General features: G+C 69.9%; 23 protein-coding genes and 1 tRNA gene. 10 read left to right on the top strand and 14 right to left on the bottom strand.

The features are described from left to right. Nucleotides 1-5: 5 nt before the first annotated feature. The 5 genes from KLI87_RS19625 to KLI87_RS19605 all read right to left on the bottom strand — a co-directional run bounded on the left by KLI87_RS19625 (nt 6) and on the right by KLI87_RS19605 (nt 3,242). Nucleotides 6-530 carry a DUF6879 family protein gene (locus tag KLI87_RS19625; RefSeq protein WP_214618204.1) on the bottom strand — a complete coding sequence of 175 codons (525 nt, stop codon included), beginning with the start codon at nt 528-530 and terminating at the stop codon, nt 6-8. Beyond that, complete coding sequence (locus tag KLI87_RS19620) at nt 505-756, bottom strand: hypothetical protein (protein ID WP_214618203.1); 252 nt, start codon at nt 754-756, stop codon at nt 505-507. The genes KLI87_RS19625 and KLI87_RS19620 overlap by 26 nt, the downstream gene beginning before the upstream one ends. A 112-nt stretch (nt 757-868) precedes the next feature. Continuing rightward, nucleotides 869-1,594 carry a phosphotransferase gene (locus KLI87_RS19615; protein ID WP_214618202.1) on the bottom strand — a complete coding sequence of 242 codons (726 nt, stop codon included), beginning with the start codon at nt 1,592-1,594 and terminating at the stop codon, nt 869-871. Between the two features lie 86 nt (nt 1,595-1,680). Continuing rightward, entirely contained in the window at nt 1,681-2,376 is a 696-nt protein-coding gene (locus tag KLI87_RS19610) for an HAD family hydrolase (protein WP_214618201.1), read from the bottom strand. After that, a complete protein-coding gene (locus KLI87_RS19605) occupies nt 2,373-3,242 on the bottom strand; it encodes a winged helix-turn-helix domain-containing protein (protein ID WP_214618200.1) in 870 nt (289 codons plus the stop codon). Before KLI87_RS19605 ends, KLI87_RS19610 begins: the two co-directional genes overlap by 4 nt. Nucleotides 3,243-3,384: 142 nt before the next feature. On the opposite strand from KLI87_RS19605, the gene KLI87_RS19600 reads away from it, so the two are divergent. The 8 genes from KLI87_RS19600 (at nt 3,385) to KLI87_RS19565 (ending at nt 11,596) form a co-directional block, all read left to right on the top strand. Beyond that, nucleotides 3,385-3,531 carry a hypothetical protein gene (locus tag KLI87_RS19600; protein ID WP_214618199.1) on the top strand — a complete coding sequence of 49 codons (147 nt, stop codon included), beginning with the start codon at nt 3,385-3,387 and terminating at the stop codon, nt 3,529-3,531. A 37-nt stretch (nt 3,532-3,568) separates the two neighbouring features. Further along, entirely contained in the window at nt 3,569-3,862 is a 294-nt protein-coding gene (locus KLI87_RS19595; protein WP_214618198.1) for a WhiB family transcriptional regulator, read from the top strand. A gap of 175 nt (nt 3,863-4,037) precedes the next feature. Further along, complete coding sequence (locus tag KLI87_RS19590; protein WP_214618197.1) at nt 4,038-5,084, top strand: DUF2637 domain-containing protein; 1,047 nt, start codon at nt 4,038-4,040, stop codon at nt 5,082-5,084. Then, nucleotides 5,081-7,270 (top strand): hypothetical protein, encoded by a 2,190-nt coding sequence (locus tag KLI87_RS19585; RefSeq protein WP_214618196.1) that lies wholly within the window; start codon nt 5,081-5,083, stop codon nt 7,268-7,270. Before KLI87_RS19590 ends, KLI87_RS19585 begins: the two co-directional genes overlap by 4 nt. A 171-nt stretch (nt 7,271-7,441) precedes the next feature. Next, the gene (locus KLI87_RS19580) at nt 7,442-7,693 is read left to right on the top strand and encodes a hypothetical protein (RefSeq protein WP_214618195.1); all 252 of its coding nucleotides are present in this window, start codon (nt 7,442-7,444) and stop codon (nt 7,691-7,693) included. A gap of 49 nt (nt 7,694-7,742) precedes the next feature. Next, on the top strand, nt 7,743-9,731 hold the full coding sequence (locus tag KLI87_RS19575; RefSeq protein WP_214618194.1) for a DUF3987 domain-containing protein: 1,989 nt from the start codon (nt 7,743-7,745) through the stop codon (nt 9,729-9,731). 201 nt (nt 9,732-9,932) lie between these two features. Further along, a complete protein-coding gene (locus tag KLI87_RS19570) occupies nt 9,933-10,130 on the top strand; it encodes an AlpA family transcriptional regulator (RefSeq protein ID WP_214618193.1) in 198 nt (65 codons plus the stop codon). Beyond that, a complete protein-coding gene (locus KLI87_RS19565; RefSeq protein ID WP_214618192.1) occupies nt 10,130-11,596 on the top strand; it encodes a tyrosine-type recombinase/integrase in 1,467 nt (488 codons plus the stop codon). The genes KLI87_RS19570 and KLI87_RS19565 overlap by 1 nt, the downstream gene beginning before the upstream one ends. Nucleotides 11,597-11,727: 131 nt before the next feature. On the opposite strand, the gene KLI87_RS19560 is transcribed toward KLI87_RS19565, so the two are convergent. Continuing rightward, nucleotides 11,728-11,809: transfer RNA gene (locus KLI87_RS19560), tRNA-Tyr, on the bottom strand. 153 nt (nt 11,810-11,962) lie between these two features. Here KLI87_RS19560 and KLI87_RS19555 point away from each other — a divergent pair. Then, nucleotides 11,963-12,451, top strand: coding sequence for a YajQ family cyclic di-GMP-binding protein (locus KLI87_RS19555; RefSeq protein ID WP_156222120.1), 489 nt, complete (start codon nt 11,963-11,965; stop codon nt 12,449-12,451). Between the two features lie 463 nt (nt 12,452-12,914). Here KLI87_RS19555 and KLI87_RS19550 read toward each other — a convergent pair whose 3' ends face one another. Next, complete coding sequence (locus KLI87_RS19550; protein WP_156222123.1) at nt 12,915-13,187, bottom strand: helix-turn-helix domain-containing protein; 273 nt, start codon at nt 13,185-13,187, stop codon at nt 12,915-12,917. 35 nt (nt 13,188-13,222) lie between these two features. Between KLI87_RS19550 and map the strand changes: the two genes are divergently transcribed. Further along, nucleotides 13,223-13,990, top strand: coding sequence for a type I methionyl aminopeptidase (map, locus tag KLI87_RS19545; RefSeq protein WP_214618191.1), 768 nt, complete (start codon nt 13,223-13,225; stop codon nt 13,988-13,990). Here the strand turns inward: map and htpX are convergent. From htpX to KLI87_RS19510, 7 genes are all read right to left on the bottom strand, one after another. Continuing rightward, nucleotides 13,987-14,844: a zinc metalloprotease HtpX gene (gene htpX, locus KLI87_RS19540; RefSeq protein WP_214618190.1), complete on the bottom strand. Its 858-nt coding sequence runs from the start codon at nt 14,842-14,844 to the stop codon at nt 13,987-13,989. The genes map and htpX overlap by 4 nt on opposite strands. Before the next feature lie 92 nt (nt 14,845-14,936). After that, a complete protein-coding gene (locus KLI87_RS19535) occupies nt 14,937-16,415 on the bottom strand; it encodes an NADH-quinone oxidoreductase subunit N (RefSeq protein WP_156222127.1) in 1,479 nt (492 codons plus the stop codon). Then, nucleotides 16,415-17,923: a NuoM family protein gene (locus KLI87_RS19530; protein WP_156222128.1), complete on the bottom strand. Its 1,509-nt coding sequence runs from the start codon at nt 17,921-17,923 to the stop codon at nt 16,415-16,417. The genes KLI87_RS19535 and KLI87_RS19530 overlap by 1 nt, the downstream gene beginning before the upstream one ends. Then, complete coding sequence (locus KLI87_RS19525) at nt 17,920-19,971, bottom strand: NADH-quinone oxidoreductase subunit L (RefSeq protein ID WP_214618189.1); 2,052 nt, start codon at nt 19,969-19,971, stop codon at nt 17,920-17,922. Before KLI87_RS19525 ends, KLI87_RS19530 begins: the two co-directional genes overlap by 4 nt. Then, nucleotides 19,968-20,345 carry an NADH-quinone oxidoreductase subunit NuoK gene (gene nuoK / locus KLI87_RS19520; RefSeq protein WP_214618188.1) on the bottom strand — a complete coding sequence of 126 codons (378 nt, stop codon included), beginning with the start codon at nt 20,343-20,345 and terminating at the stop codon, nt 19,968-19,970. Before nuoK ends, KLI87_RS19525 begins: the two co-directional genes overlap by 4 nt. Further along, nucleotides 20,345-20,890, bottom strand: a complete 546-nt coding sequence (locus KLI87_RS19515) for an NADH-quinone oxidoreductase subunit J (protein WP_214618187.1) — start codon at nt 20,888-20,890, stop codon at nt 20,345-20,347. Before KLI87_RS19515 ends, nuoK begins: the two co-directional genes overlap by 1 nt. Continuing rightward, entirely contained in the window at nt 20,887-21,378 is a 492-nt protein-coding gene (locus KLI87_RS19510; protein WP_214618186.1) for a 4Fe-4S binding protein, read from the bottom strand. The genes KLI87_RS19515 and KLI87_RS19510 overlap by 4 nt, the downstream gene beginning before the upstream one ends. Nucleotides 21,379-21,534: the final 156 nt, after the last annotated feature.

Genomic DNA, 21,534 nt, shown 5'->3' with positions numbered 1-21,534 from the left:
GGTGGTCAGGTCGGCCGGTACTCCGCATGGTCAATGCCGCGTTCCCAGACCGCCTCAAAGGCGGTTGAGCACAGCTTGACCAGCTTCGGGTCGGTGGTGGTCTCCTTGGGGGTCGGTCGTCCGTCGCCGTCGAAGTGGTTCCACAGGACCAGCTCGCCATCGAACAGCCAGAAGTCGGTGCCCGGTAGGCAGAGGTCGGCCGCTTGGCGTCGAGGGAGCCAGCGCACCCGCTCCCCTGCGTAGACGTTGGTGAACGTGCCGTCGTACTCGAACCGGATGTACTCGCTCACCGGTTCGGAGACGATCCGTGCGCGTCGTATCGCCACCCCGCGAGCGGTCACCTCTTGGACGAGGGTCAGCCAGGGTCGCCACCACGACTCAGGTTCGGTGGGGTCGTCGCGCGCTCCTGCCTTCCACGCCTTGAACTCCGCGTCTTCCTGGGGCACCCAGTAGACGTCGCGCATCTCCAGATGCACGGCACTCGATCGCGCCGATCTGAGGAGGTCAGATGGCGTCGGTGGTGTCGTCATTGACCAGCTCCCTGAGAGTCGGCAGGAGGCGCCCGGGGACTCTGACGATGGCCTCATGCGCGGGAACGTGATCGCTCCCAGAGGTCGCCAGGAGTTCAGCGATCACTGTTGGGTCCTCCTCCTTCCACCCCTGGACGAGCACGCTGTTGTCGCTGTCGTCGTGCCAGAACGTAGGCGAGTCGCCGTCCTTGCTGTCGGGGTCCTTGCCGAGGAAACGTAGCGCCATGGCGCCCTCCCTGGTTGGGGGTGTGTCCGAACGTGACACACCCAGTTGGTCATCCCCTTCGTTAGACCAGCGCAGTTGGTGAGCTTGGGGATGGTGGCGTGCGCTCGGTCGTTCAGACCCGGGCGGCTTGGGCGATGTCGAGCCATGCGGAGACGCGGGGGGCGTCGATGTCGAGGAGCGACGACAGCTCGGCCGCTCTACGGCCAGCCGGTTCACTGCCCGCCGTCTTCCAGGCAGCGACCGCGACGTCGTAGGCGAGGTCTCCGGACACTCCGCGTGGGTCGATTAGGAAGAGCTTCCCGGCATGACCAAGCAGGATGTTCTTGGACGAGGCGTCTCCGTGGCAGAGCTGGTGACCGGTGCTCGTGGAGAGGTCCGCCAGAAGGCGGATCGCGTGTTGCCGGTCGGCTGCTGGCGCGAGTGTGCGGCCGATCGGAAGGTCGATCGGCTTCTCGTCGTGGAGGCGCTCCTCCAGCCAGGCGGCCAAGCTGGGCAGGCCGGGCGGCGCCGGCCTCTTGTGCATCGGGCGGAGGACGGTGGCCAAAGCCTCGATCGGCACCACCCGGTTCTTCAGGGTGTCCCCTGGAAGGACGCGGACGGCCACGGTCCAGACCCCTGATGGCGCCTCGATGACCTCGCGGATCTCAGGACCGACGCCGAGGTGGGCCAACGATCGTGAAACTTCCGCTTGGGCCGCTGCGTCGGGGTCTGGGGACGAGCGCATCACCAGGCGTTCGCTGGTGGTTGCTACTTCTACGACCAGGCCATACCGGGAGTCGAAGGTTGATAGCACGGTTGCGTTGTAGCGCCCGCAAAGCTCTGCAAGCTCCTGGCTCACCTGGCCTAACCATGCCGATGCCCGGTCAGGCCATCGGACCGAGACCGCTTGGCGTACGGAGGCGGGGACGCTGACAGGGACGGCGGTCATGGGCGGACCCCGCGTAGTGAACCGGCCGCCTCGGCGACGAGTGCCATGCTTTCGATGACGATGTCAGCGCCCGCGTCGCTCAGCTCCCGCACGCGACTCTCCCGCTTGGCGTAGCCGATGCTGGCGGCCCCGGCCTTACGGGCTGCTTCGATGTCTGTGGGTGAGTCGCCGACGAGCAGGCAGCGGGACGGCCGAGCGCCCGCCGCACTGGCGGCCTGAAGGACCGGCCAGGGGTCGGGCTTCATTCGGTCCGGTCGGAGGGGATCACGGCCGATGACGGAGTTGACGTGCTGAGCAAGCTCATGGGTCTTGAGGTACTGCGCGATGGCTTGTGCCGAGTTGTTGCTCACCATGACGACGGGGCAACCCGATTTGGCTGTCACGCGGATCAGGTCGTCGGCATGCGGTGTCGGTACGGCTGATTCTGTGGCGCGGCACTCCGCTTGGGCTAGCGCCTGCTCGACGGTGGGCAGCAGCCGCGGAGCGTTCTCCGCAGTCCAGCGCACTAGTTGCAGCGGGTCAGGACCGCGTTTGAGCCGCTCGTGGAGCCGGTTCGAGTGGCCGTCCAGGAGCGACCGGATCTCGTTCGCGATCTCTTGCGCGGAGTACCCAGCGAAGAGCGCGCAGACCGGCCCGTCGAAGTCCAGGAGCAGGGCGTCCGCCTGCTCGAAGAGCGAGCGCAGAGACGTCATTGCTCGTACTCTCGCGAGATCGTCTCCCACAGTGCGTCGAACCACGCTTTGGACTCCTTGACGAACTGGGGGGCGTTAGAGGTCTCGGAGTCGTCGGTGGCCGAGAAGTGGAAGAGGGTCGTGTCCTTGCCGAGGAGATCGAAAATCTCGACCGACTCCCCTTCGAGCCGGATCGAGTGCCTGGCGACCGGATAGAGGCCGTAGAAGACCTCGCTTCCGTTGATGATGTAGAGCTTGAACGCCGGAGTCAGCTCGTGGACGCGGACCTCCGCGTCCGCTGACTTGATGAGGCCGAGGTCCGCCAGTTCGTGTACCGCATCGACGATGCTGTCCACCGCCCGGCGCGTGATCCGGTCGGCGCGCTTCTTGATGGCTGGCTCGGCGGAGTCGGTCCCCACTCGCCGAGGGAGCGGCATCAGCGCCGAGGTGTCGATCATCATGATCCGGACCTTGAGCGACTCTGGCCTGAGGCGCCCGGCCCTCACCTTGTCGAGGACTTCGATCAGGGTGTTGTGGAGGGTCTCCCCCGAGAAGCCAGCGAAGTCGATGGAGACGTGGGCGCTCTCGAACGCGGCCTCGATGTGCGGCCGGAGGCCCACGGGACGCTCGGTCTGTGCGCGCACGTAAGAGCCGCTCCCCTGGCGGCTGACGATCAGGCGCTCGGTCTGGAGCACGCGTAGCGCTGCCTTGACCGTCTCGCGTGCGACGCCGTACCGCGTCGCCAGGTCTGGCTGAGACGGCAGCTTGTCGCCCGCCTTGAGCTTGCCCGTCAGGATCGCCGCCCGAAGCTTGTTCGCGATCTGCTGCGAGGGCGTCCGGGGATCATCCGGGTCCAGGTCACCGAGGTATTCGGTCTCTGCGGTCATGCCCGCAAGCGTACGCCCTGGCTAGCCAAGCCAGAGGAATTTTCAAAAACAATCTTGACTTGGCTAGCCAGGGTGGCCATGATTACCGATCAAGAGATCTGACTAGCCAAGTTGGTCAGATCAGCGTTCGGGAGGTCGCTCGATGCTTCAGCAGCACACCAGCAAACTCACGCAGTACCTCGTGACCGCCGTGATCGTGCTCTTCGTCTGGAACAACCCGGCCAAGGCTGCGGACCTGGTCAACCACGCCGTCCAGGTCATCCAGACCCTCGCGAACAACATCGGCTGACGGCGCTCGCGTCCACCCCCCTGCAAGGAGCTACATCGTGATTCACGTTGCCGACCCGACCATGGTCGATCTTCGCGGTAAGCCCATCAAGGGCGCTCAGTGCCGCTTTGACCCCGAGCTGCACACCGGCCCGGCCCGCATCACAGCGGAGTCCCCGGAGGAGCGCGAGGCCCGCGAAGCGGTCGCTATCTCTGTCTGCGAGACCTGCCCGCTCCGGCTGCCCTGCCTGGAGTACGCCGTGGCGACGCTGCCTCAGACCGGTGTGTGGGCGGGCTTCACCGCCGAGGAGATCGCAGCGCTGGCCGCCATCAGCTTCGGCGCAGTGGCCTGACATGACCGGCCAGCACACGTCCTCAGCAGCATCGGGGCGGCCCCGTCTCCGCCAAGAAACCGGCCGCCCCGATGACTCCCCGTCCCTTCGCAGCGACAGGAGCCCCCTCATCATGGCCGATGCGTTCACAACGCCCCCGCCATCCTTCGGTAACCACGATCAACCCGACGCACGCGTGGCCCGTGGCCGTGCCCTGTCAGAGCAGGAGTTCACCGCCGTCGCCGTGGTCGTCGCGTGCGTGGTGTTCCTCGGCCTGCTCGGCTTCGTCAACAGCTTCGCTGCCGTCGAGCACGCCGCCCGGCCCTCGTTCGGCTGGTTCGCGTGGACGGTCCCGCTTGGGGTTGACCTCGGCATCGCCATCTTCGCCGCACTCGACATCGTCCTCGCTCGCCTGGACATGCGGGTGCGGTGGCTGCGCCTGATCCCGTGGACGCTCACGGCCGCGACGGTGTACCTGAACGTCGCGGACGAGACGACCATGTTCGGTGTCGTGGCGCACGCGGCGCTGCCGTGCCTGTGGGTCCTGGCCGTCGAGATCGGCTCCCATGTGGTCCGCATCCGCGCGGGCATCCAGGCCGGAACGCGCATGGACGGCATCCGCGTCTCACGGTGGTTCCTGGCGCCCTGGCCGACGCTCAAGCTTTGGCGCCGCATGGTGCTGTGGGAGATCCGCTCCTACCCCGAGGCCCTCGGCCGCGAGCGTGACCGCGTCCTGGCGCTGACCGATCTCCAGGACACCTACGGCCGGTGGTCCTGGCGCCGCACGGCTCCGCGTCGCGTCCGCGCCCTCTACCGTCTCGGCGAACTGGCGCCCTCGGCCGTTGCCGCCGTCTCGGACGGTCCTGAGCAGCCGTCCGGAACCACGTCCGGGACCGTCCCGGAGACGACTCCTGAGACGGCTCCGAAGACGGCGCGCGGACGGTCCGCCCGCTCGTCCCGCAGCACGTCCCGAACCGGTGCCAGGACCGGCCGGAGCCGCAAGACGCGGACGGCTCCCGACGTGGACGACCTGATGCCTCTCGGCTGGCGGATCTCTGCCGACCTGGCCGAGCGAGGCAAGCCCCTTACCCGCGATGCCCTCGCTGCCGAGCTGCGCGAGGCCGGAAGCCCGACCGGTAACGAACGCGTCGGCGCCCTGCTCTCTCGGCTCAAGACCGAGGCACCCGACGACCCGACCACCACCGTGACCGTCCAGGCGAGCGAGGGAGATGAGGCCCGATGAGGCTGAATGGCGTCCCCATCGCCGGTGTCGTCCGTCCGCCCCTGCCGCACCGCGACACTGACCCCGATCAGTTCTTCGAGTCCAGCCAGCACGGCGAACCGCCCAACGGCGACGAGCCGCTGGTGATGCAGGACGCCTCTTATGAGAAGGCGCTTGACGACCCGGAGGAGACCACCGAGGGCCCCGATTCCGAACGTGTGCTGTCGGGAACCGTGCTGCGCCCCGCGGGCGACGACCCGGTCACCGAAGGTGCGCGACGCCCGATCATCCCGCCTGTGTTCCAGGACCGGGTCACCTTCGAGGCCGCCGTCCGCAAGCTGGTCGGCCGGTGGCTGCACATCACCGGCTATCACGCCGTCCGGGCGCCCTGGTACACGGTCAAGATGACCGGCTACGCCGCCCTCGGCGCGGTCAAGCTCGCCGGGCGACAGGTGCGTTGGTGGTGGCTGCTGGAACAAGAGCCGTTGCGCCAAGCCGCCGCGAACAAGGGCGACGCGGACCTGTGGCTCAAGCTGCACCGCGAGGCCGCCAAGGTCCGTACCGGGCGCGGCCTGGCGGTGCTCGGCGAGGCCGCCGCGATCGGCACGGCGGGGGTGCTCCTGGCCGGATCTCCGGTGGCTTTGGCGGGTGCGCTGGTGGTGGTCGTGCCGGTGCTGGCGCGGTACGGGCGCCCCGCCGGCCACTCCCTCCTCGGTCACGCCGTGATCCCGTCGCGGTATCGCGTCATCACCCATGACGTGGTGCCGCGCGCCTACTACGCCGCCGGACTCGGTCACCCCGACAAGCCCCAGCAGCAAGTCCAGTTCGCCGCGCCCGGCCTGGCCGCTGATGGCGACGGGTCCAAGGTGACCGTCGATCTCCCGTACGGGAAGGGCTTTAACGACGTCGTCAAGGCCAAGGGCGCGCTGGCTTCCGGACTGGACGTGGCGCTGTCCCAGGTGTTCGTCACTCGTGACGCGACCTCGCACCGCCGTCACACGCTGTGGGTCGCCAACCGTGACCCGCTCGCCGTCCCAGTCGGGCGTACGCCGCTGCTGCGCTGCAAGCCCACCGACATCTGGGAGCCCGCGCCCGTGGGCCTGGACGAGCGAGGCCGCGCGGTCACGGTGCCGCTGCTGTGGAACTCGACCATGGTCGGGGCGCAGCCTCGCCAGGGAAAGACGTTCTTCGCGCGCCTCCTGGCGCTGTATGCGGCGCTGGACCCGTACGTGCGGCTGAGCGTCTTCGACGCCTCGGGCAAACCCGACTGGCGCAAGTTCGCACTGGTCGCACACCAGTTCTCCTCTGGACTGGTGATGACCCGTGACGGTGACCCGGTCGAGATCCTCATCGAGGCTCTGCGGGAACTGAAGGCGGACGTCCAAGACCGCTATCAGCGACTCTCGGACCTGCCCACCGACGTGTGCCCCGAGGGCAAGCTCACGCGGGAGATCGCGCGTGACCCCATGTACGGGATGCCCGTACGAGGCGTGTTCCTGGACGAGTTTCAGGAGTACTACGACACGCCGGACGCTGAGGCGAACAAGGAGATCGCGTCCCTGCTGCTGTTCCTGGTCAAGACCGCTCCGGCCGCCGGGGTGTTCATGGTCGATGCCACACAGAAGCCGTCCGGCATCGGCGCCGGACAGGTTGCGACCTCGTTCAACTCGTTCCGCGACAACCACCAGACCCGTTTCAGCCTCCGTACCGGCTCGTGGCAGGTGTCGGATCTGGTGCTCGGCGCAGGCGCCTACGGCGAAGGGCTGGACTCCTCCCTGCTGCTGCCCTCCTACAAAGGCGTAGGCATCCTGCGGGGAGCCTCCGACGAGACGCCAACGGTGCGCTCTCACCTGGCCGACGCCGAGGACGCCGAGAAGATCCTCCTGGCCGCGCGCAACCTCCGCGAGCGTGCCGGAACGCTGTCCGGGCACGCGGCCGGAGACCGCACCGCGCGCCAGGTGCGGGACGTGCTCGCCGACACGCACGCCATGTTCCTTCCCGGCGAGCCGTTCTTGCCCTGGCAAGAGCTGGCCGCGCGGCTGGCCGACCAACTTCCCGCTTCGTACGGCGACCTGACCGCCGAGGCCGTCTCGGCTCAGGTCCGCTCGTTCGGTGTACCGAGCGTAAACGGCAAGCGCGACGGCCAGGTGCTCAAGGGCGCCAAGCGCGACGCCATCACCGACGCCCTCAGGGCCCGCACACCGTGACCCCGCCGCCCGGCCTCGGCCGCGTGCCGAGGCCGGGCGGACGGTAGCGGACACCCCACAGCGGTAGCGACCGCGCTACCGCCCCCGCTACCGCACTGATCAGCGCAAATACCCGCAGGTAGCGGGTAGCGCGCCCCTCTGTCCTGCCCGGAAACTCCGTCTGGAGGCACCGTGACCCCCTACGCCGCCGCTACCGCTACCGATGCCAGCGCTACGCCAATCCTCCTCGCGATCGGCCTCCTGGTGCTCGTCGGCTATGGCGTCTCCTGCTGGATCTGGCCGTTCCGCGCCTGCACGCGCTGTGACGGCGCTGGCAAGTTCCGCTCACCGTCCGGCCGGACCTGGCGCTACTGCCGCCGCTGCGGAGGCAAGGGCGCGCAACTGCGCCTCGGCCGCCGCATCTGGAACGGCCTCAAGCGCTGACCCACGCCCGGTCGTCACTCCAAGCCTGCTCTCTCCGAGAGGACTCTCCTTGACCACGCCCCGCCTGCACGTCATCCAGGGCGACGACCCACACGGACCGGCCGAGCTGGCCGAGTTCGTCCGGCCGCTGCCGCACAACATCGAGGCCGAGCAACACACCCTCGGCGCGGCGATGCTGGCTCCGGCAGCGCTGGCCGAGATCCGCGAACTCCTGGACGGCACCGAGTTCTACCGCCCCGCCCACGGCCTGATCTGGAACGCCATCGAGGGTCTGGCCGACCGTGGCGCACCCGTCGAACCGGTCGCGGTCGCCGCCGCCATCGACCCGCGCGACCTGGCCGCTATGGGCGGCGCCCCCTACCTACACACTCTGATCAGCCAGGTCCCCACCGCTGCCAACGGCCCCTACTACGCGCACCTCGTGCGAGACCTGGCATACGCCCGTCAGGTCGTCACCTCGGGCACTCGGTTGATGCAGCTCGGCTACGCAGCGACCGGCGACACCCACGACGACCTACGCGGCGCCGTCGTCGCCGAGCTGGCCGCCGTCACCAAACCCCAAGGCCGAAGCTGGGCAGAGCCGACTCCCCTCTCGGCCGCCGCCGAGCTGCCGCCGTTCCCGGTCTGGGCGTTCCCGGACTGGCTCGGCGAGTACGTGGCCGGACTCGCCGAGGTCACCCAGACCCCGCCCGACCTTGCCGGGTGCCTGGCGCTCGCCGTCCTGGCCGTCGCCGCTGGCGGAAAGGTCTGGGCCCGCGCCACCACATGGACCGAGCCCACCAACCTCTTCACGCTCGTCGTCCTGCCGCCCGGCAACCGCAAGTCCGAGGTCTACAAGCACATGACCGCCCCGATCAAAGCCGCCGAGGCCGCCTTGATCAAGCAGGCCAAGCCGGTAATCGCCGAGGCAGTCATAGCGCGCAAGGTCGCCGAGGCTCACGCGGAGAAGACCGAGAAGGCCGCCACTGCCGCCCACGACCCCACACAGCGCGGCGTGGCGATGGATGAGGCCGCTACCGCTCGCCTCGACCTGGACGAGACGCCGATACCAGCCGAGCCGTGTCTCTTCTCCGATGACGCCACCGTGGAGCGGCTTACGAGCCACGTGGCCGAGCAGGGCGGCCGGTTCGCCATCCTGTCGCCCGAGGGGGAGATCTTCTCCATTGCCGCCGGACGCTACTCCGGCGCTCCGAACCTGGCCGTCCTCAAGTCCGGGCACGCGGGCGAGGAGATGCGCATCGACCGCATGGGACGCGCGTCCGAGCGCATCGCCGCCGCCACCATCACCCTCGGCATCTGCACCCAACCCGGCGTCCTGGCACGCCTCGGCGAGACACCCCAGTTCGCCGAGCAAGGCTTGCTCGGCCGCCTGCTCTACTCGGTGCCCGCCTCGCTGCTCGGCTTCCGCAACGAGCGGCCCGACCCGATGCCCGAGCATGTCCAGACCACCTACAGCGCCAACGTCCAAGCGCTCGTCCTGTCCCTGGCCGCCCTCGCCGAGCCCGCCACCCTGCACTTCGCCCCCGACGCCCAAGCCGCCATCCTCGACCTGGCCCGCGAGCACGAGATCAGGCTCCGGCCCGGCACCGGCGACCTGGCACACATGACCGACTGGGCAGGTAAGTACGTCGGTGCCGTCGTCCGCATCGCCGCCCTGCTCCACCTCGCCGAGCACATCCGCGACGGCTGGGACCGTCCCATCACCCTGACCACGTTCATCAACGCCCGGCTCATCGGCGAGTACTTCACGCTCCACGCCCAAGCCGCATACGAAGCCATCGGCGCCGATCCCGCCGTCAACGACGCCCGCGCCCTCCTGGACTGGATCGAACGCACCGCGACGACTCGATTCACCGCGCGCGAGGTCATCCACGCCCTCAAGCGGTTCCGCAAGGTCGCCGACCTAGAGCCCGCCCTGCGCGTCCTGGAGTCCCACGGTTGGATTCGCCGCCTGCCGACCCCGCCCAAGGTCGGCCCCGGACGCAAGGCCGGAACCGTCTACGAAGCCCATCCCGACGCCATAGGCGACGCCTCATGACCCGCCCGGCCACCCTCACCGAGCGTCACCCGTGGCCTCTGCCTCAGTGCCCGGTCAACACGACAACAGGGCCACAGAATCCAACGAAATCCATTCTGTTGGATTCCGTAGACCCGTTGACAGTTGCCAGACCTCCGCCCACTACGGACCGGCGATCACTCTCCGTCAAACCTAAGGCCACGAAAGAACCGAGGTAGCGCCTTGAAGACCGCCGCGTTCACCGACGAAAAGCTCACGCTCGCTCAGGTGTGCAGAGAACTCCAGATCTCCCGATCGACCTTCTACGACTGGCGCCAGAAGGGGCGCGCGCCGCGCTGCATGACCCTCCCGAACGGAACCCTTCGCGTTCGCCGATCTGAACTCGACCGCTGGCTCAACTCGTGCGAGGACGCTGCCTGATGCAGGACACCACTTACGACGTGAGGATCTACAAGACCGAGGTCCGCAAAGGCGTCAAGGTCAACACGTACACGGTCCGGTGGAAGACCGACCGCAAGTCTTGGAAGGAAGCCTTTCGTAACAAGGCGCAGGCAGAGAGCTTCATCGCCGAATTGCGCAGCGCCGTCAACAGGGGCGAGGCGTTCAGCGTCCGCACCGGCCGTCCCGCCTCCTGGTCCCGCCGGGAGAACGCGATGACCTGGTACACGTTCTCTCTTGAGTACGCCGCCGCAAAGTGGCCTTTCGCGTCGCCCAACCATCGGCGCGGCATCGCGGAGGCACTGACCGACGCGACCGAGGCGCTCCTGACCACCGCGAGCGGCGGTCCCTCTCGCAGCGAACTACGAGCGGCTCTGCGGGGCTGGGCGTACAGCGGTCGACTCCAGAAGGGGGACACGGAGCCCCCCGAGGACCTGACTCACGCCCTCCGGTGGCTGGAACGCAACACCATCGACATGGCGGCCCTAGACCCGGAAGCGAAGGGACCGGAGTTGGCGCGTGCTGTGGTTGACCGTCTCAGCGTGAAGCAGAACGGCAAGCCCGCCGCGAGCAGCACCGCAATCCGCAAGCGCGTCACGTTCAACAACGCCCTCGAATACGCCTGTGAGCGCCGCATCCTGAGCGGTAATCCGCTTCAGCGCGTGAAGCTGCACCGACCGCGTACCGCCAAGACGCTGGACATGCGGGTTGTCGTGAATCCGGAGCAAGCTTCTCGGCTGCTGGACGCCGTCCGCCGCCAGGGCAAGAGAGGGCCCCGCATGGTGGCCTTCTACGCCGTCATGTACTACGCCGCCCTTCGTCCAGAGGAGGCCGTTGACCTCCGCCCCGAACATCTGGTCTCGCTGCCTGATGAGGGATGGGGCGAGATGGAACTCACGCACGCCGAGCCCCGTAGCGGTTCCCGATGGACCAACTCGGGGAAGGCGAGGGACAGGCAACCACTCAAGCACCGCGCAGAAGGCGAGACCCGTCCTGTCCCGATCCACCCTGACCTCGTTCGTATTCTCCGCGAGCACATCGAGACCTTCGAAATCAAGCCCGGCCAGAGGCTTTTCACCGGCCCGCGCGGCGGGATCATGACCGACCGGACCTATCTCGGCGTTTGGCATGATGCCCGCGCCGAGGCGTTGACCGCTGCCGAGTCCGCTTCGCCGCTTGCCCAACGGCCTTACGACCTTCGACACGCCGCTCTGTCCACCTGGCTAGCGGCAGGCGTCCCGCCCGCCCAGGTCTCACTCTGGGGCGGCAACAGCATCGGGGTTCTCCTCCAGATCTATGCCAAGGTCATCGCTGGCTTGGCAGAGGCGGCCAAGCACCGGATCTCCGAGGCCATGGAGACTGACAAGCGGACCCTCGCGAGCGACGCCGGAACACCGCCAGAGCCGAGCCCAGAACAGCCCGAAGGGGGCGAGGGCAAGGCGGCTTAGGTCGCTGAGGACTTCGGCACGTATTCGGCACAGCCACCCGTAGGAAGCCGTAGACGATCAGGAACAGTCGGACAGTAGCGAAACAGCCCCTCACCTGTGTCGTGCCTGGTGAGGGGCTGTTTTGCGTGGTGTGGCGGGTGCAGGGTTCGAACCTGCGTAGGCTAAGCCGACGGATTTACAGTCCGCTCCCATTGGCCACTCGGGCAACCCGCCTGGGCGTCGCTCTCGCGACGGCACTGGAAAGGATAGCGGACGGGCGGAGCGGTCGTGACATCGGAGCGGACGGGGCGGCCGGGTGCTCGGGGGCGGGTTCGTCGCTACGATCCCTGGATCGGGAAGCTGCTGCTGAGGGGATGTGCGTGTGCTATGGCCGACTCATCGTTCGACATCGTGTCCAAGCTTGATCGGCAGGAGGTCGACAACGCGTTGAACCAGGCCGCGAAGGAGGTGGCCAACCGGTTCGACTTCCGGAACGTGGACGCGGGGATCAAGTGGTCGGGGGAGACCATCGAGGTCCAGGCGAACACCGAGGAGCGGGCCAACGCCGTCCTGGACGTGCTGAAGGACAAGCTCGTCAAGCGCGGGATCTCGCTGAAGGCGATCGATCCCGGCGAGCCGAAGCTGTCGGGGAAGGTGTACAAGCTGGGGATCGGCCTCAAGGAGGGCATCGCCCAGGAGGACGCCAAGAAGATCGGCAAGATCATCCGGGACGAGGGGCCCAAGGGGATCAAGGCCCAGATCCAGGGGGACGAGCTGCGGGTCAGCTCCAAGAAGAAGGACGACCTCCAGGACGTCATCGCCCTCCTCAAGGGCAAGGACCTGGACGTCGCGCTCCAGTTCGTCAACTACCGGTAGGTGCTGCTCAACGGCCTCTGCCGACCCGCGGCTCGTTGGCGGTGAGGCTGGGCCATCTGGTTGTGCTCGGCGTCGCGCCCCGTCCGCCCATGGGTGGACGGGGCGCCGTGCTTGGTCGGCGCGCGCCCCGGCCGCCTGGTGCGTTCACCGGTCACGGAAGCCGCTGCGCCTCACTGCCGACTGGATCGGTGGATCTCCAGTTCGGGGTGCGGAACTTGGGTCGTACTGCTCGGAGTGCGGGGTCGCACGCCGGGCCGGCGCTCCGGCCGGTGTCGGGTCAGGCTCGGGTGGCTTCGCCAGACGACTCGTTGGTCATTGCCACGGTCTCCGCACAGACCACGTGTTCTGTCCCGGGGGAGGCGGCTGGGCACGAAAAAGCGAGCGCGCCGACTTCTTCCCCCGCAGAAGTGGCCGGCGCGCTCGTAACTGGTATGACGCGGGGGTTCGCGAAATGGTTCGGCTCTCAGCCCGCCAATTCGGAGGCGGGGTCGTCGAAGGGGGCCAGGGTGCGGGCCAGGGCCGTGAGGTCCAGGTCGAGGACGTCCGCCAGGGACGCGACGGTGAAGAAGGCGGGGACGGCGATGGCGCCGCGTTCGATCTTGCGGAGGGTGTCGAGGGAGATGCCGGCGGAGCGGGCGACGTCGGCGGCGCTGCGGGGGCCTCGGGCGGCGCGGAGGATCTGGCCCAGGGCGCGGCCCCGGTCGCGTTGCTCCTCGGTGAGCGGTGTTCGGACCATGCGAGCATTGTAATACTGGTATTAAAATATTCTGCATGGTGACCTATCGAAGCCCACGGGAGTGGGAGCTCATGCGGGAGGCGGGACGGGTCGTGGCCCGGATCCTCGCCGAGGGACGGGAAGCGGCGGTGCCCGGTGTCGTCACGGCCGAGTTGGACGCGTTGGCCGGGCGGATCCTCAAGGAGTGCGGGGCGACGTCGCCGTTCCTGCACTACAAGCCGGTTTGGGCCCCGTTTCCGTACCCGGCGAACATCTGCGTCTCGGTCAACGAGGTGGTGGTGCACGGCATTCCGGGCCGGCGGGTGCTGGAGGACGGGGATCTCGTGACGATCGACGCCGGGGCGAAGCTCGGGGGCTACTGCGGGGACGCGGCGGTGTCGTTCGTGGTGGGGACGCAGGACGCGGCGTCCACGAGGTTGGTCGAGACCACGCGGCGGGCGTTGGAGAACGCTATCGCGGCGGCCGTTCCGGGGAACCGGATGGGCGATGTCGCATCCGCGGTGGAGCGGACGGCGCGGGACGCCGGTTACGGGATCGCCGACGGGTCCGGGGGGCATGGGATCGGGACGGAGATGCACGAGGATCCGCCGGTGCCCAACACGGGCCGGGCCGGGCGCGGGATGCCGCTCAGGGAGGGGCTGACGATCGCGATCGAGCCGCTCGTCACCGAGAGCGGGCGGGACGAGACGTGGCAGATGCCGGACGGGTGGGCGGTCGCCACCGTCGACGGGAGCCGGGCCGTGCATTTCGAGCACACGGTGGCGGTCACCGGGGATGGGCCGGTGGTCTTGACGGCGCCCTAGTGGCGGGGGCCCGCCATGCGTTCCAGGCGGGCTATGCGGTCGGCCGTCGGGGGGTGGGTGGAGAACAGCCTGCCGATCCCGGCGCCGGAGAACGGGTTGGCGATCATCAGGGCGCTGGTGGTCGCCAGCTCGGGGTCCTGGGGCAGCGGCATCGCGCGGGTGCCGGCGTCGATCTTGCGGAGGGCCGAGGCGAGGGCGAGGGGGTCGCCGGTGAGGCGGGCGCCGGCGGCGTCGGCGGCGAACTCGCGGGTGCGGCTGATGGCCATCTGGACGACGGCGGCGGCGACCGGGCCGAGCACGAGCATCATGAGGGCGCCGAGGACGCCGGGCCCGTCGTCGTCGTCCGAACGGCCGATCGGCAGGAAGATCGCCAGGTGCGACAGGTAGGTGATCACGGTGGCGATCGCGGCGGCGACGGAGGAGATGAGGATGTCGCGGTTGTAGACGTGGGACAGCTCGTGGCCGAGGACGGCGCGCAGCTCCCGCTCGTCCAGCATCTGGAGGATGCCGCGGGTGCAGCAGACGGCGGCGTTGCGGGGGTTGCGTCCGGTGGCGAAGGCGTTGGGCTGGCGCGTCTCGGAGACGTACAGGCGCGGCATGGGCTGGCGGGCCGAGGTCGACAGCTCGCGGACGAGCCGGTACAGCACGGGCGCCTCGACCTCGCCGACCGGGTGGGCGCGCATCGAGCGCAGCGCGATGCGGTCGCTGAACAGGAAGGCGACGCCGTTGGTGCCGAGCGCGATCACCAGCGCGATGGTCAGCCCGGCGCCGCCGCCGAACACCCATCCGGCGACGAGCATCAATGCCGACAGCGCCGCGATCAGCGCCGCGGTCCGGACGCCGTTGAACTGCACTTTCGCTGCGCCTCCCCGTTCGTACCGGCCATGAACATCAACGGTTTGACCTGCTCAAACGTTCCCGGGGCCGGGAGGGGCGGCGGCCCTGGTCAGGTGGCCTGCGCGACCGTCTGCAGGACGATCTGCGGCGCGACCGACAGCACGAGCGCGCCCGCGGCGGTCGCGGCGATGGCGGCGCGGACGGGCAGTCCAGGCGCGGCGTCGCCGGCGGCCGGTCCAGGGGCGAACAGGCGCGCCGCCCAGACGAGGTAGTAGTACAGCCCGATCACGGTGTTGACCGCCATGACGACGGCGAGCCAGGTGACGTCCCCGGCGACGGTCGCGCGGAACACCACGACCTTGGCGAACAGGCCCATCACCCCGGGCGGGAGCCCGGCGAGGCAGATCAGGAAGAAGGCGAGGGCGGCGGCGACGGCGGGGCTGCTGCGGGCGAGGCCGCGGAAGTCGTCGAGGGTGTCGTAGGCGCGGGCGCCGGGCCGCCGGTGGAAGCCGATCACGACGGCGAACGCGCCGAGGTTCATGACGGCGTAGAGGGCGACGTAGGCGGTGGTGGCGGCGACGGCCTCGGGGAGGCGGTGCGTCCCGACCGACAGCGGCGCGAGCATGTAGCCGGACTGGGCGACCGACGACCAGGCGAGCAGCCGGATCGCGGTCCGCTGCCGGAGGGCGAGGAGGTTGCCGAGCGTCATCGTGATCGCGGCGAGGACGGCGACGAGCGGCCCCCACACGTGCGCGTAGGCGGGGAAGCCGAGGGCGAGGACGATCGCGAGCCCGGCGAACCCGGCGGCCTTCGACACGACCGACAGGAACGCGGCGACCGGCAGCGGGGCGCCCTGGTAGACGTCGGGGGCCCAGAAGTGGAACGGGACGGCGGCGACCTTGAACCCGAACCCGGCGAGCACGAGGACGACGCCGACGGCCGCGACCGGGTCGAGGTCGGCGGGGAGGTCCTCCAGCGCGGGGGCGATGCGGTCCAGGTGCATGGCGCCGGTCGCGCCGTAGACCATGCTGATCCCGAACAGCATGACCGCTGCGGAGACGACCGAGACGAGGAACAGCTTGAGCGCGGCCTCGGAGGCGTTCCCGTCGTAGCGGCGCAGCCCGACGAGCGCGAAGACCGGCAGCGACAGCGTCTCCAGCGCGACGACGAGCAGGATCAGGTCGCGGGCGGCGACCAGGGCCAGCGCGCCGATCACGGCCGACAGCAGCAGGAAGTGGTACTCCCCCACCGGGATCTTCGAGTCGGTGATCTCCTGGAGGGACAGCAGGACGACGACCGCGGCGGCGGCGAGGACGATCCCCTGGAACAGCAGGGTGAAGTCGTCGGCGACGTAGGAGCAGGAGCGGGGGCCGCCGGAGCGCAGGCCGTCCGGGAGGCAGAAGGTGGCGCGGCGGTCCCCGGCGGCCAGCGCGCCGACGGCGGCCAGCGCGACGGCGAGCGCGCCGCCGCTGGCCAGGCCGAGGACGCGGCGCGGGGCGTCGAAGGCGTCGGCGAGCAGCAGCCCGATCGCGGCGACGGCGAGGATCAGCGGCGGCGCGATCGCCGCGTAGTCGATGCCCTGGATCATCAGCCGCCTCCGAACAGCGCGTGGACGGGCCCGGTGGTCACGTCCAGCAGGGTCTTCGGCCAGAGCCCGACCAGCAGCGTGAGCGCGATCAGCGGGACCCAGGCGGCGTACTCCTGCGTCGAGACGGCGGGGCCGGGCGCGGCGCTCACGCCGGACGGCGGCCCGTGCGTGAGCTTCGCGAGCATCCGCAGGAAGTAGGCGGCGGTCAGCACGGCGCCGAGCGCGGCGACCCCCATGAACGTCACGAACGTCTCACGGGGCAGGTCGGCGTGCGGACGGTACGCGCCGAGCAGCGCGAGCATCTCGCCCCAGAACCCGGCGAGGCCCGGCAGGCCGAGCGAGGCGACGGACGCGAAGGTGAGGATCGAGGCGAGCCGCGGGGACGTGCCGAGCAGGCCGCCGCCGAGCGCGTCCAGGTCGGCGGTGCCCCAGCGTTCCTTGACCGCGCCCGCGAGGAAGAACAGCAGGCTGGTGATGAGGCCGTGCGCGATGTTGCCGAACAGCGCGGCGTTGATGCCGACCGGGGTGAGGGTGGCGATGCCGAGCAGCACGAACCCCATGTGCCCGACGGACGAGTAGGCGATCATCCGCTTGAGGTCGCGCTGGGCGAGGCAGGCGAGCGCCCCGTACACGATGCCGATCACGGCGAGGAGGCCGAGCCAGGGCGCCCAGACCTGCGCGCCGTGCGGGGCGAGCGGCAGCGCGACGCGGACGAGCCCGTAGGTGCCCATCTTCAGCAGGACCCCGGCGAGCAGCACCGACCCGACGGTCGGCGCCTCGGTGTGCGCGTCCGGCAGCCAGGTGTGCAGCGGCCACATCGGCGCCTTGACCGCGAACCCGAGCCCCATCAGCGCGAACGCGGCGATCTGGACGCCGTGCGAGACGCCCGCGCCGTGCCGGGCGGCGAGTTCGGTCATGTCGAGCGTGCCCGCGTTCACCGCGACGAGCAGCATCCCGGCGAGCAGCAGGCCGGAGCCGAGCAGCGTGTAGAGGATGAACTTGTAGGCGGCGGCCTGGCGGGCCGGGCCGCCCCAGAGAATGATCACCGCGTACATGGGGATCAGGACGACCTCGAAGAACACGAAGAACAGCACGAGGTCGAGCGCTACGAACGTGCCGACCAGCCCGATCTCCAGAACGAGCAGCAGCGCGGTCAGCAGCCGGATCCGGCCCCCGGCGGGCGGGTGCCGCAGCGTGTAGAGGAAGCAGAGGAACGTCAGCAGCGCGGTCAGCGCGACGAGCGGCAGCGAGATCCCGTCCACGCCGAGGTGGAAGCGCAGCCCGATCGCGGGCGCCCACGACCGGTCGATCTCCAGCTGCATGCCCGCGGAGGACGGCGCGTCGAAGTCGAACGCGGTCAGCGCGGAGACCGCGACGAGCAGCGTCGCGCCGGACACGGCCGTCCCGAACACGCGGACGGAGGAGTCGGTGCGCAGGAACCGGTCGGCCGGGACGAGCATCGCGAGCGCCCCGAGCAGCGGGAGCGCCATCATCAGCAGGAAGATCATCGGAAGATCACCACCCCGGCGACGATGACGACGACGCCCGCGAGCAGGCCGGTCAGGTAGGTCTGCGGGTTGCCGTTCTGCGGGACGCGCAGCAGCCCGCCGAGCCGCCGCGCGCCGCGTCCGGCGCCGACCACCGCGCCGTCGACGCGCCGCGAGTCGAACGTGACGACCCCGCGCGCCAGCGCCAGGAACGGGCGGACGACGAGCGCCGCGTACACCTCGTCCACGTAGAAGGCCCGCGCAAAGACCGGACGCGCCCGCCCCAGCGCGCGCGACGGGTCGGCCGCCGGATCGCGGTTCCAGATCAGGAACGCCGCGCCCGCGCCGAGCACCGCCAGCAGCAGCCCGAGCAGCGCGGACCCGACATGCGGGCGCAGCTCCTCGGCGCCGAGCCCGAAGAACCCGAGGATCGCGGCGGGGACGGCCAGCACCGCGACCGTCCACGACATGGCCCGGGGCGCCTCGCGGATCTCATAGGTGCCGCGCGGCTCGCCGAAGAACGTCATCAGCCAGGCGCGCGTCGCGTACGCCGCCGTCAGCGCGACCGTGAGCAGCAGCCCGAGGTAGACCAGCCACGCCACCCCGGCGGGCAGGTCCACGCTGAAGGCGCGGAATTCAGCGTGCCCCAGGGAGGCGGTCATCGTGGCCCGCGCCTCGTCCGGCCGCGACAGGCAGGCGGCCGTGACGTCGTTCGCGCATGCCGGCGGCCGGATGAGCTGAGGGAACGACTTGACTTCCGGCAGGGCGAAGGGGGCGGGGAACCAACCGGCGGGGGCGGGCCTGATGGGGGACTCGCCGCCGTGCAGCGCGGAGTGCTGGGCGGCCTCGATGACCGAGTCCTTGCTGAACCAGCCGCTGAACGGCGGAACGCCGACGAGCGCGGCCAACCCGACCGTCATCGACCAGAACGTGACCGGCATGCCGCGCCGCAGCCCGCCGTAGTGCGCGAGCATGTTCGACCCGGCGACGACGATCACGCAGCCCGCCGACAGGAACAGCAGCGCCTTGAACGCGCCGTGCGTGAGCAGGTGGAAGATCGCGGCGGTGTCGGCGCCGACCGCCAGGCCCGCCGCCATCACGCCGAGCTGGCTGATCGTGGAGTAGGCGAGGACGCGTTTCAGGTCGTCCTGGGCGAGGGCGGCGAGCGCCGACCCGACCATGGAGACCACCGCGACGACACCGAGGACGGTCAGCGCCGCCGAGCTCAGGACGAACACACCGTACAGGCGGGCGACGACGTACACGCCCGCCGCGACCATCGTCGCCGCGTGGATCAGGGCGCTGATCGGGGTGGGGCCCGCCATCGCGTCCGGGAGCCAGGTGTGCAGCGGGAACTGCGCGCTCTTGCCCGCGACACCGGCGAGCAGGAGCAGGGCCGCCGCCGTCACCGTCGAATGCGGAAGGCCGCCCGCCTCGGCGAGCACGCCCCGTATGGAGAAGGTGTTCGCGCCCACGCCGAGCACCAGGATCCCGATGAGGAAACCGACGTCGCCCAGGCGCGTCACCAGGAACGCCTTGACCGCCGCCCGCGAGTTGCCGCGGTCCTCCCAGTGGTGCCCGATCAGGAAGTACGAGCAGATGCCCATGACCTCCCAGCCCGCGTACAGGACGATCAGGTCGCCCGAGTAGACCACCAGCAGCATCGCGGCGGTGAACATCGAGATGAACGCGGCGTAGGACGAGTAGCGCCCGTCCTCCCGCATGTACGCGACGGAGTAGACCTGCACCGCGAGCGCCACGCAGCAGACCATCAGCGCGACGACCGCCGCCAGGCCGTCCACCTGGAGGCCGACGTGGATCGGGACGGAACCGGTGTCGATCGTCGCCAGCTCGCCGTTCCGCTGCCCCGGGTCGCGCCAGACGGTGAACGCGACGATCGCGGCGAAGACGAGCGACACGGCGATCGGCACGCAGGCGATCAGCGCGGGCCCGTTGCGCGGCGAGCCGGGGCGGCCGCCGAGCAGGCGCGTCAGGCCCGGTCCGAGCAGCATCCCGGCGAACGCGGCGAGGAACGGCAGCAGGACGGTCAGCGACGCCAGCCAGATCACCGGGCCGCCTCCTCGTGCGGCGCCTGCGCGGCGGGAGTCTCCGCGGCGGGAACGGACGGCGCGTCGCGCTCCTCGGCGAGCGCGTCCATCCGGTCGACGTCGACCATCCGCCGGTTGCGGTACACCAGCAGGACGATCGCCAGCCCCAGCCCGACCTCCGCCGCCGCGATCACGATCGTGAACAGCGTCAGGACCTGCCCGCCGTGCAGCCGGTCGGCGAAGCGGATGTCGAAGGCGACGAGGTTGAGGTTCACCGCGTTCAGCATCAGCTCGACCGACATCAGCACGAGGATCGCGTTGCGGCGCGCGAGCACCCCGTACACGCCCACGGAGAACAGCAGCGCCGCCACGACCGTCGGATAGGCGAGATGCATCAGGCGCCGCCCTCCTCGTCCGCGCGACCGCCGATGTCCGCGCCGCCGCCGATGTCCGTGCGGGACAGGACGATCGCGCCGACCAGCGACGCCAGCAGCAGGACCGACAGCACCTCGAACGGCAGCACCCACGTGCGGAACACGCTGGCGCCGAGCTCGTCGGCCGAGCCGCCGCCCGCCTTCAGCGGCATCCGGTCGTCCCGGAAGCCCATGGCCATGACCGTCACCAGCACGGCGGCCGTGGCGAGCGCGACGCCCGCCGCGACCCAGCGGTTGCCGGAGTCCAGGTCGGCGGACTCCCCGATCGGCGCCCGCGTCAGCATGATCCCGAAGAGCAGCAGCACGACCACCGCGCCGACGTAGATGAGCACCTGCACCCAGGCGACGAACTCCGCCGTGAGCACGAGGTAGCCCCCGGCCAGCGCGCCGAACGTCACCACCAGCCACAGCGCCGCGTGCACCAGTTGCCGCGTCGTCACCACCATGATCCCGGCGCCGACCGCGACCACGCCGAGCAGCGCGAAGACGACCTCCTGACCGCTCACGCGCCCGCCCCCGGCGGCGTGCGGGGGGCGCGGGCCGCGCGGGCGGACGCCTTCTCGGCGGCGGCCACCTCCTTCGGCGGCTCGGCGGACGGGTCGTGCGCCTGCGGCGGCGGGACCGTCCACATCCACTCGCGCAGCCGCTCCTTCTCGTGGGTCAGCTCGGCGATGTCGTACTCGGCGTACTCGAACTCCGGCGACCAGAACAGCGCGTCGAACGGGCACGCCTCGATGCAGATGCCGCAGTACATGCACAGCGCGAAGTCGATGGCGAACCGGTCGAGGACGTTGCGCATGCGCGCGCGCCCGCCGCCCTCGGCCGGGAGCGTCTCCTTGTGCGAGTCGATGTAGATGCACCAGTCGGGGCATTCGCGCGCGCAGAGCATGCAGACCGTGCAGTTCTCCTCGAACAGCGCGATCACGCCCCGGCTGCGCGGGGCCAGGTCAGGCTGGACCTCCGGATACTGGCGCGTGATGGATCGCCGCGTCATCGTCCGTAGCGTCACGGCGAGCCCCTTGGCCAGCCCGCCTCCTGGTAGCCGTCCCACGCGCCCCATGATTGCGTACGAAGCGCCGCCAGGGAACGCGGCGGTGGCCGCGTTCGTCAAACCACACGTGGGACCTGTCGTCCCGCGCTCGGGACGGCC

This window comes from Actinomadura sp. NEAU-AAG7, assembly GCF_018603865.1.
Lineage (GTDB): Bacteria > Actinomycetota > Actinomycetes > Streptosporangiales > Streptosporangiaceae > Spirillospora > Spirillospora litoris.
Note: the sequence above shows the minus strand (reverse complement) of the source record. Positions and strands in the feature narration are given on the sequence as shown.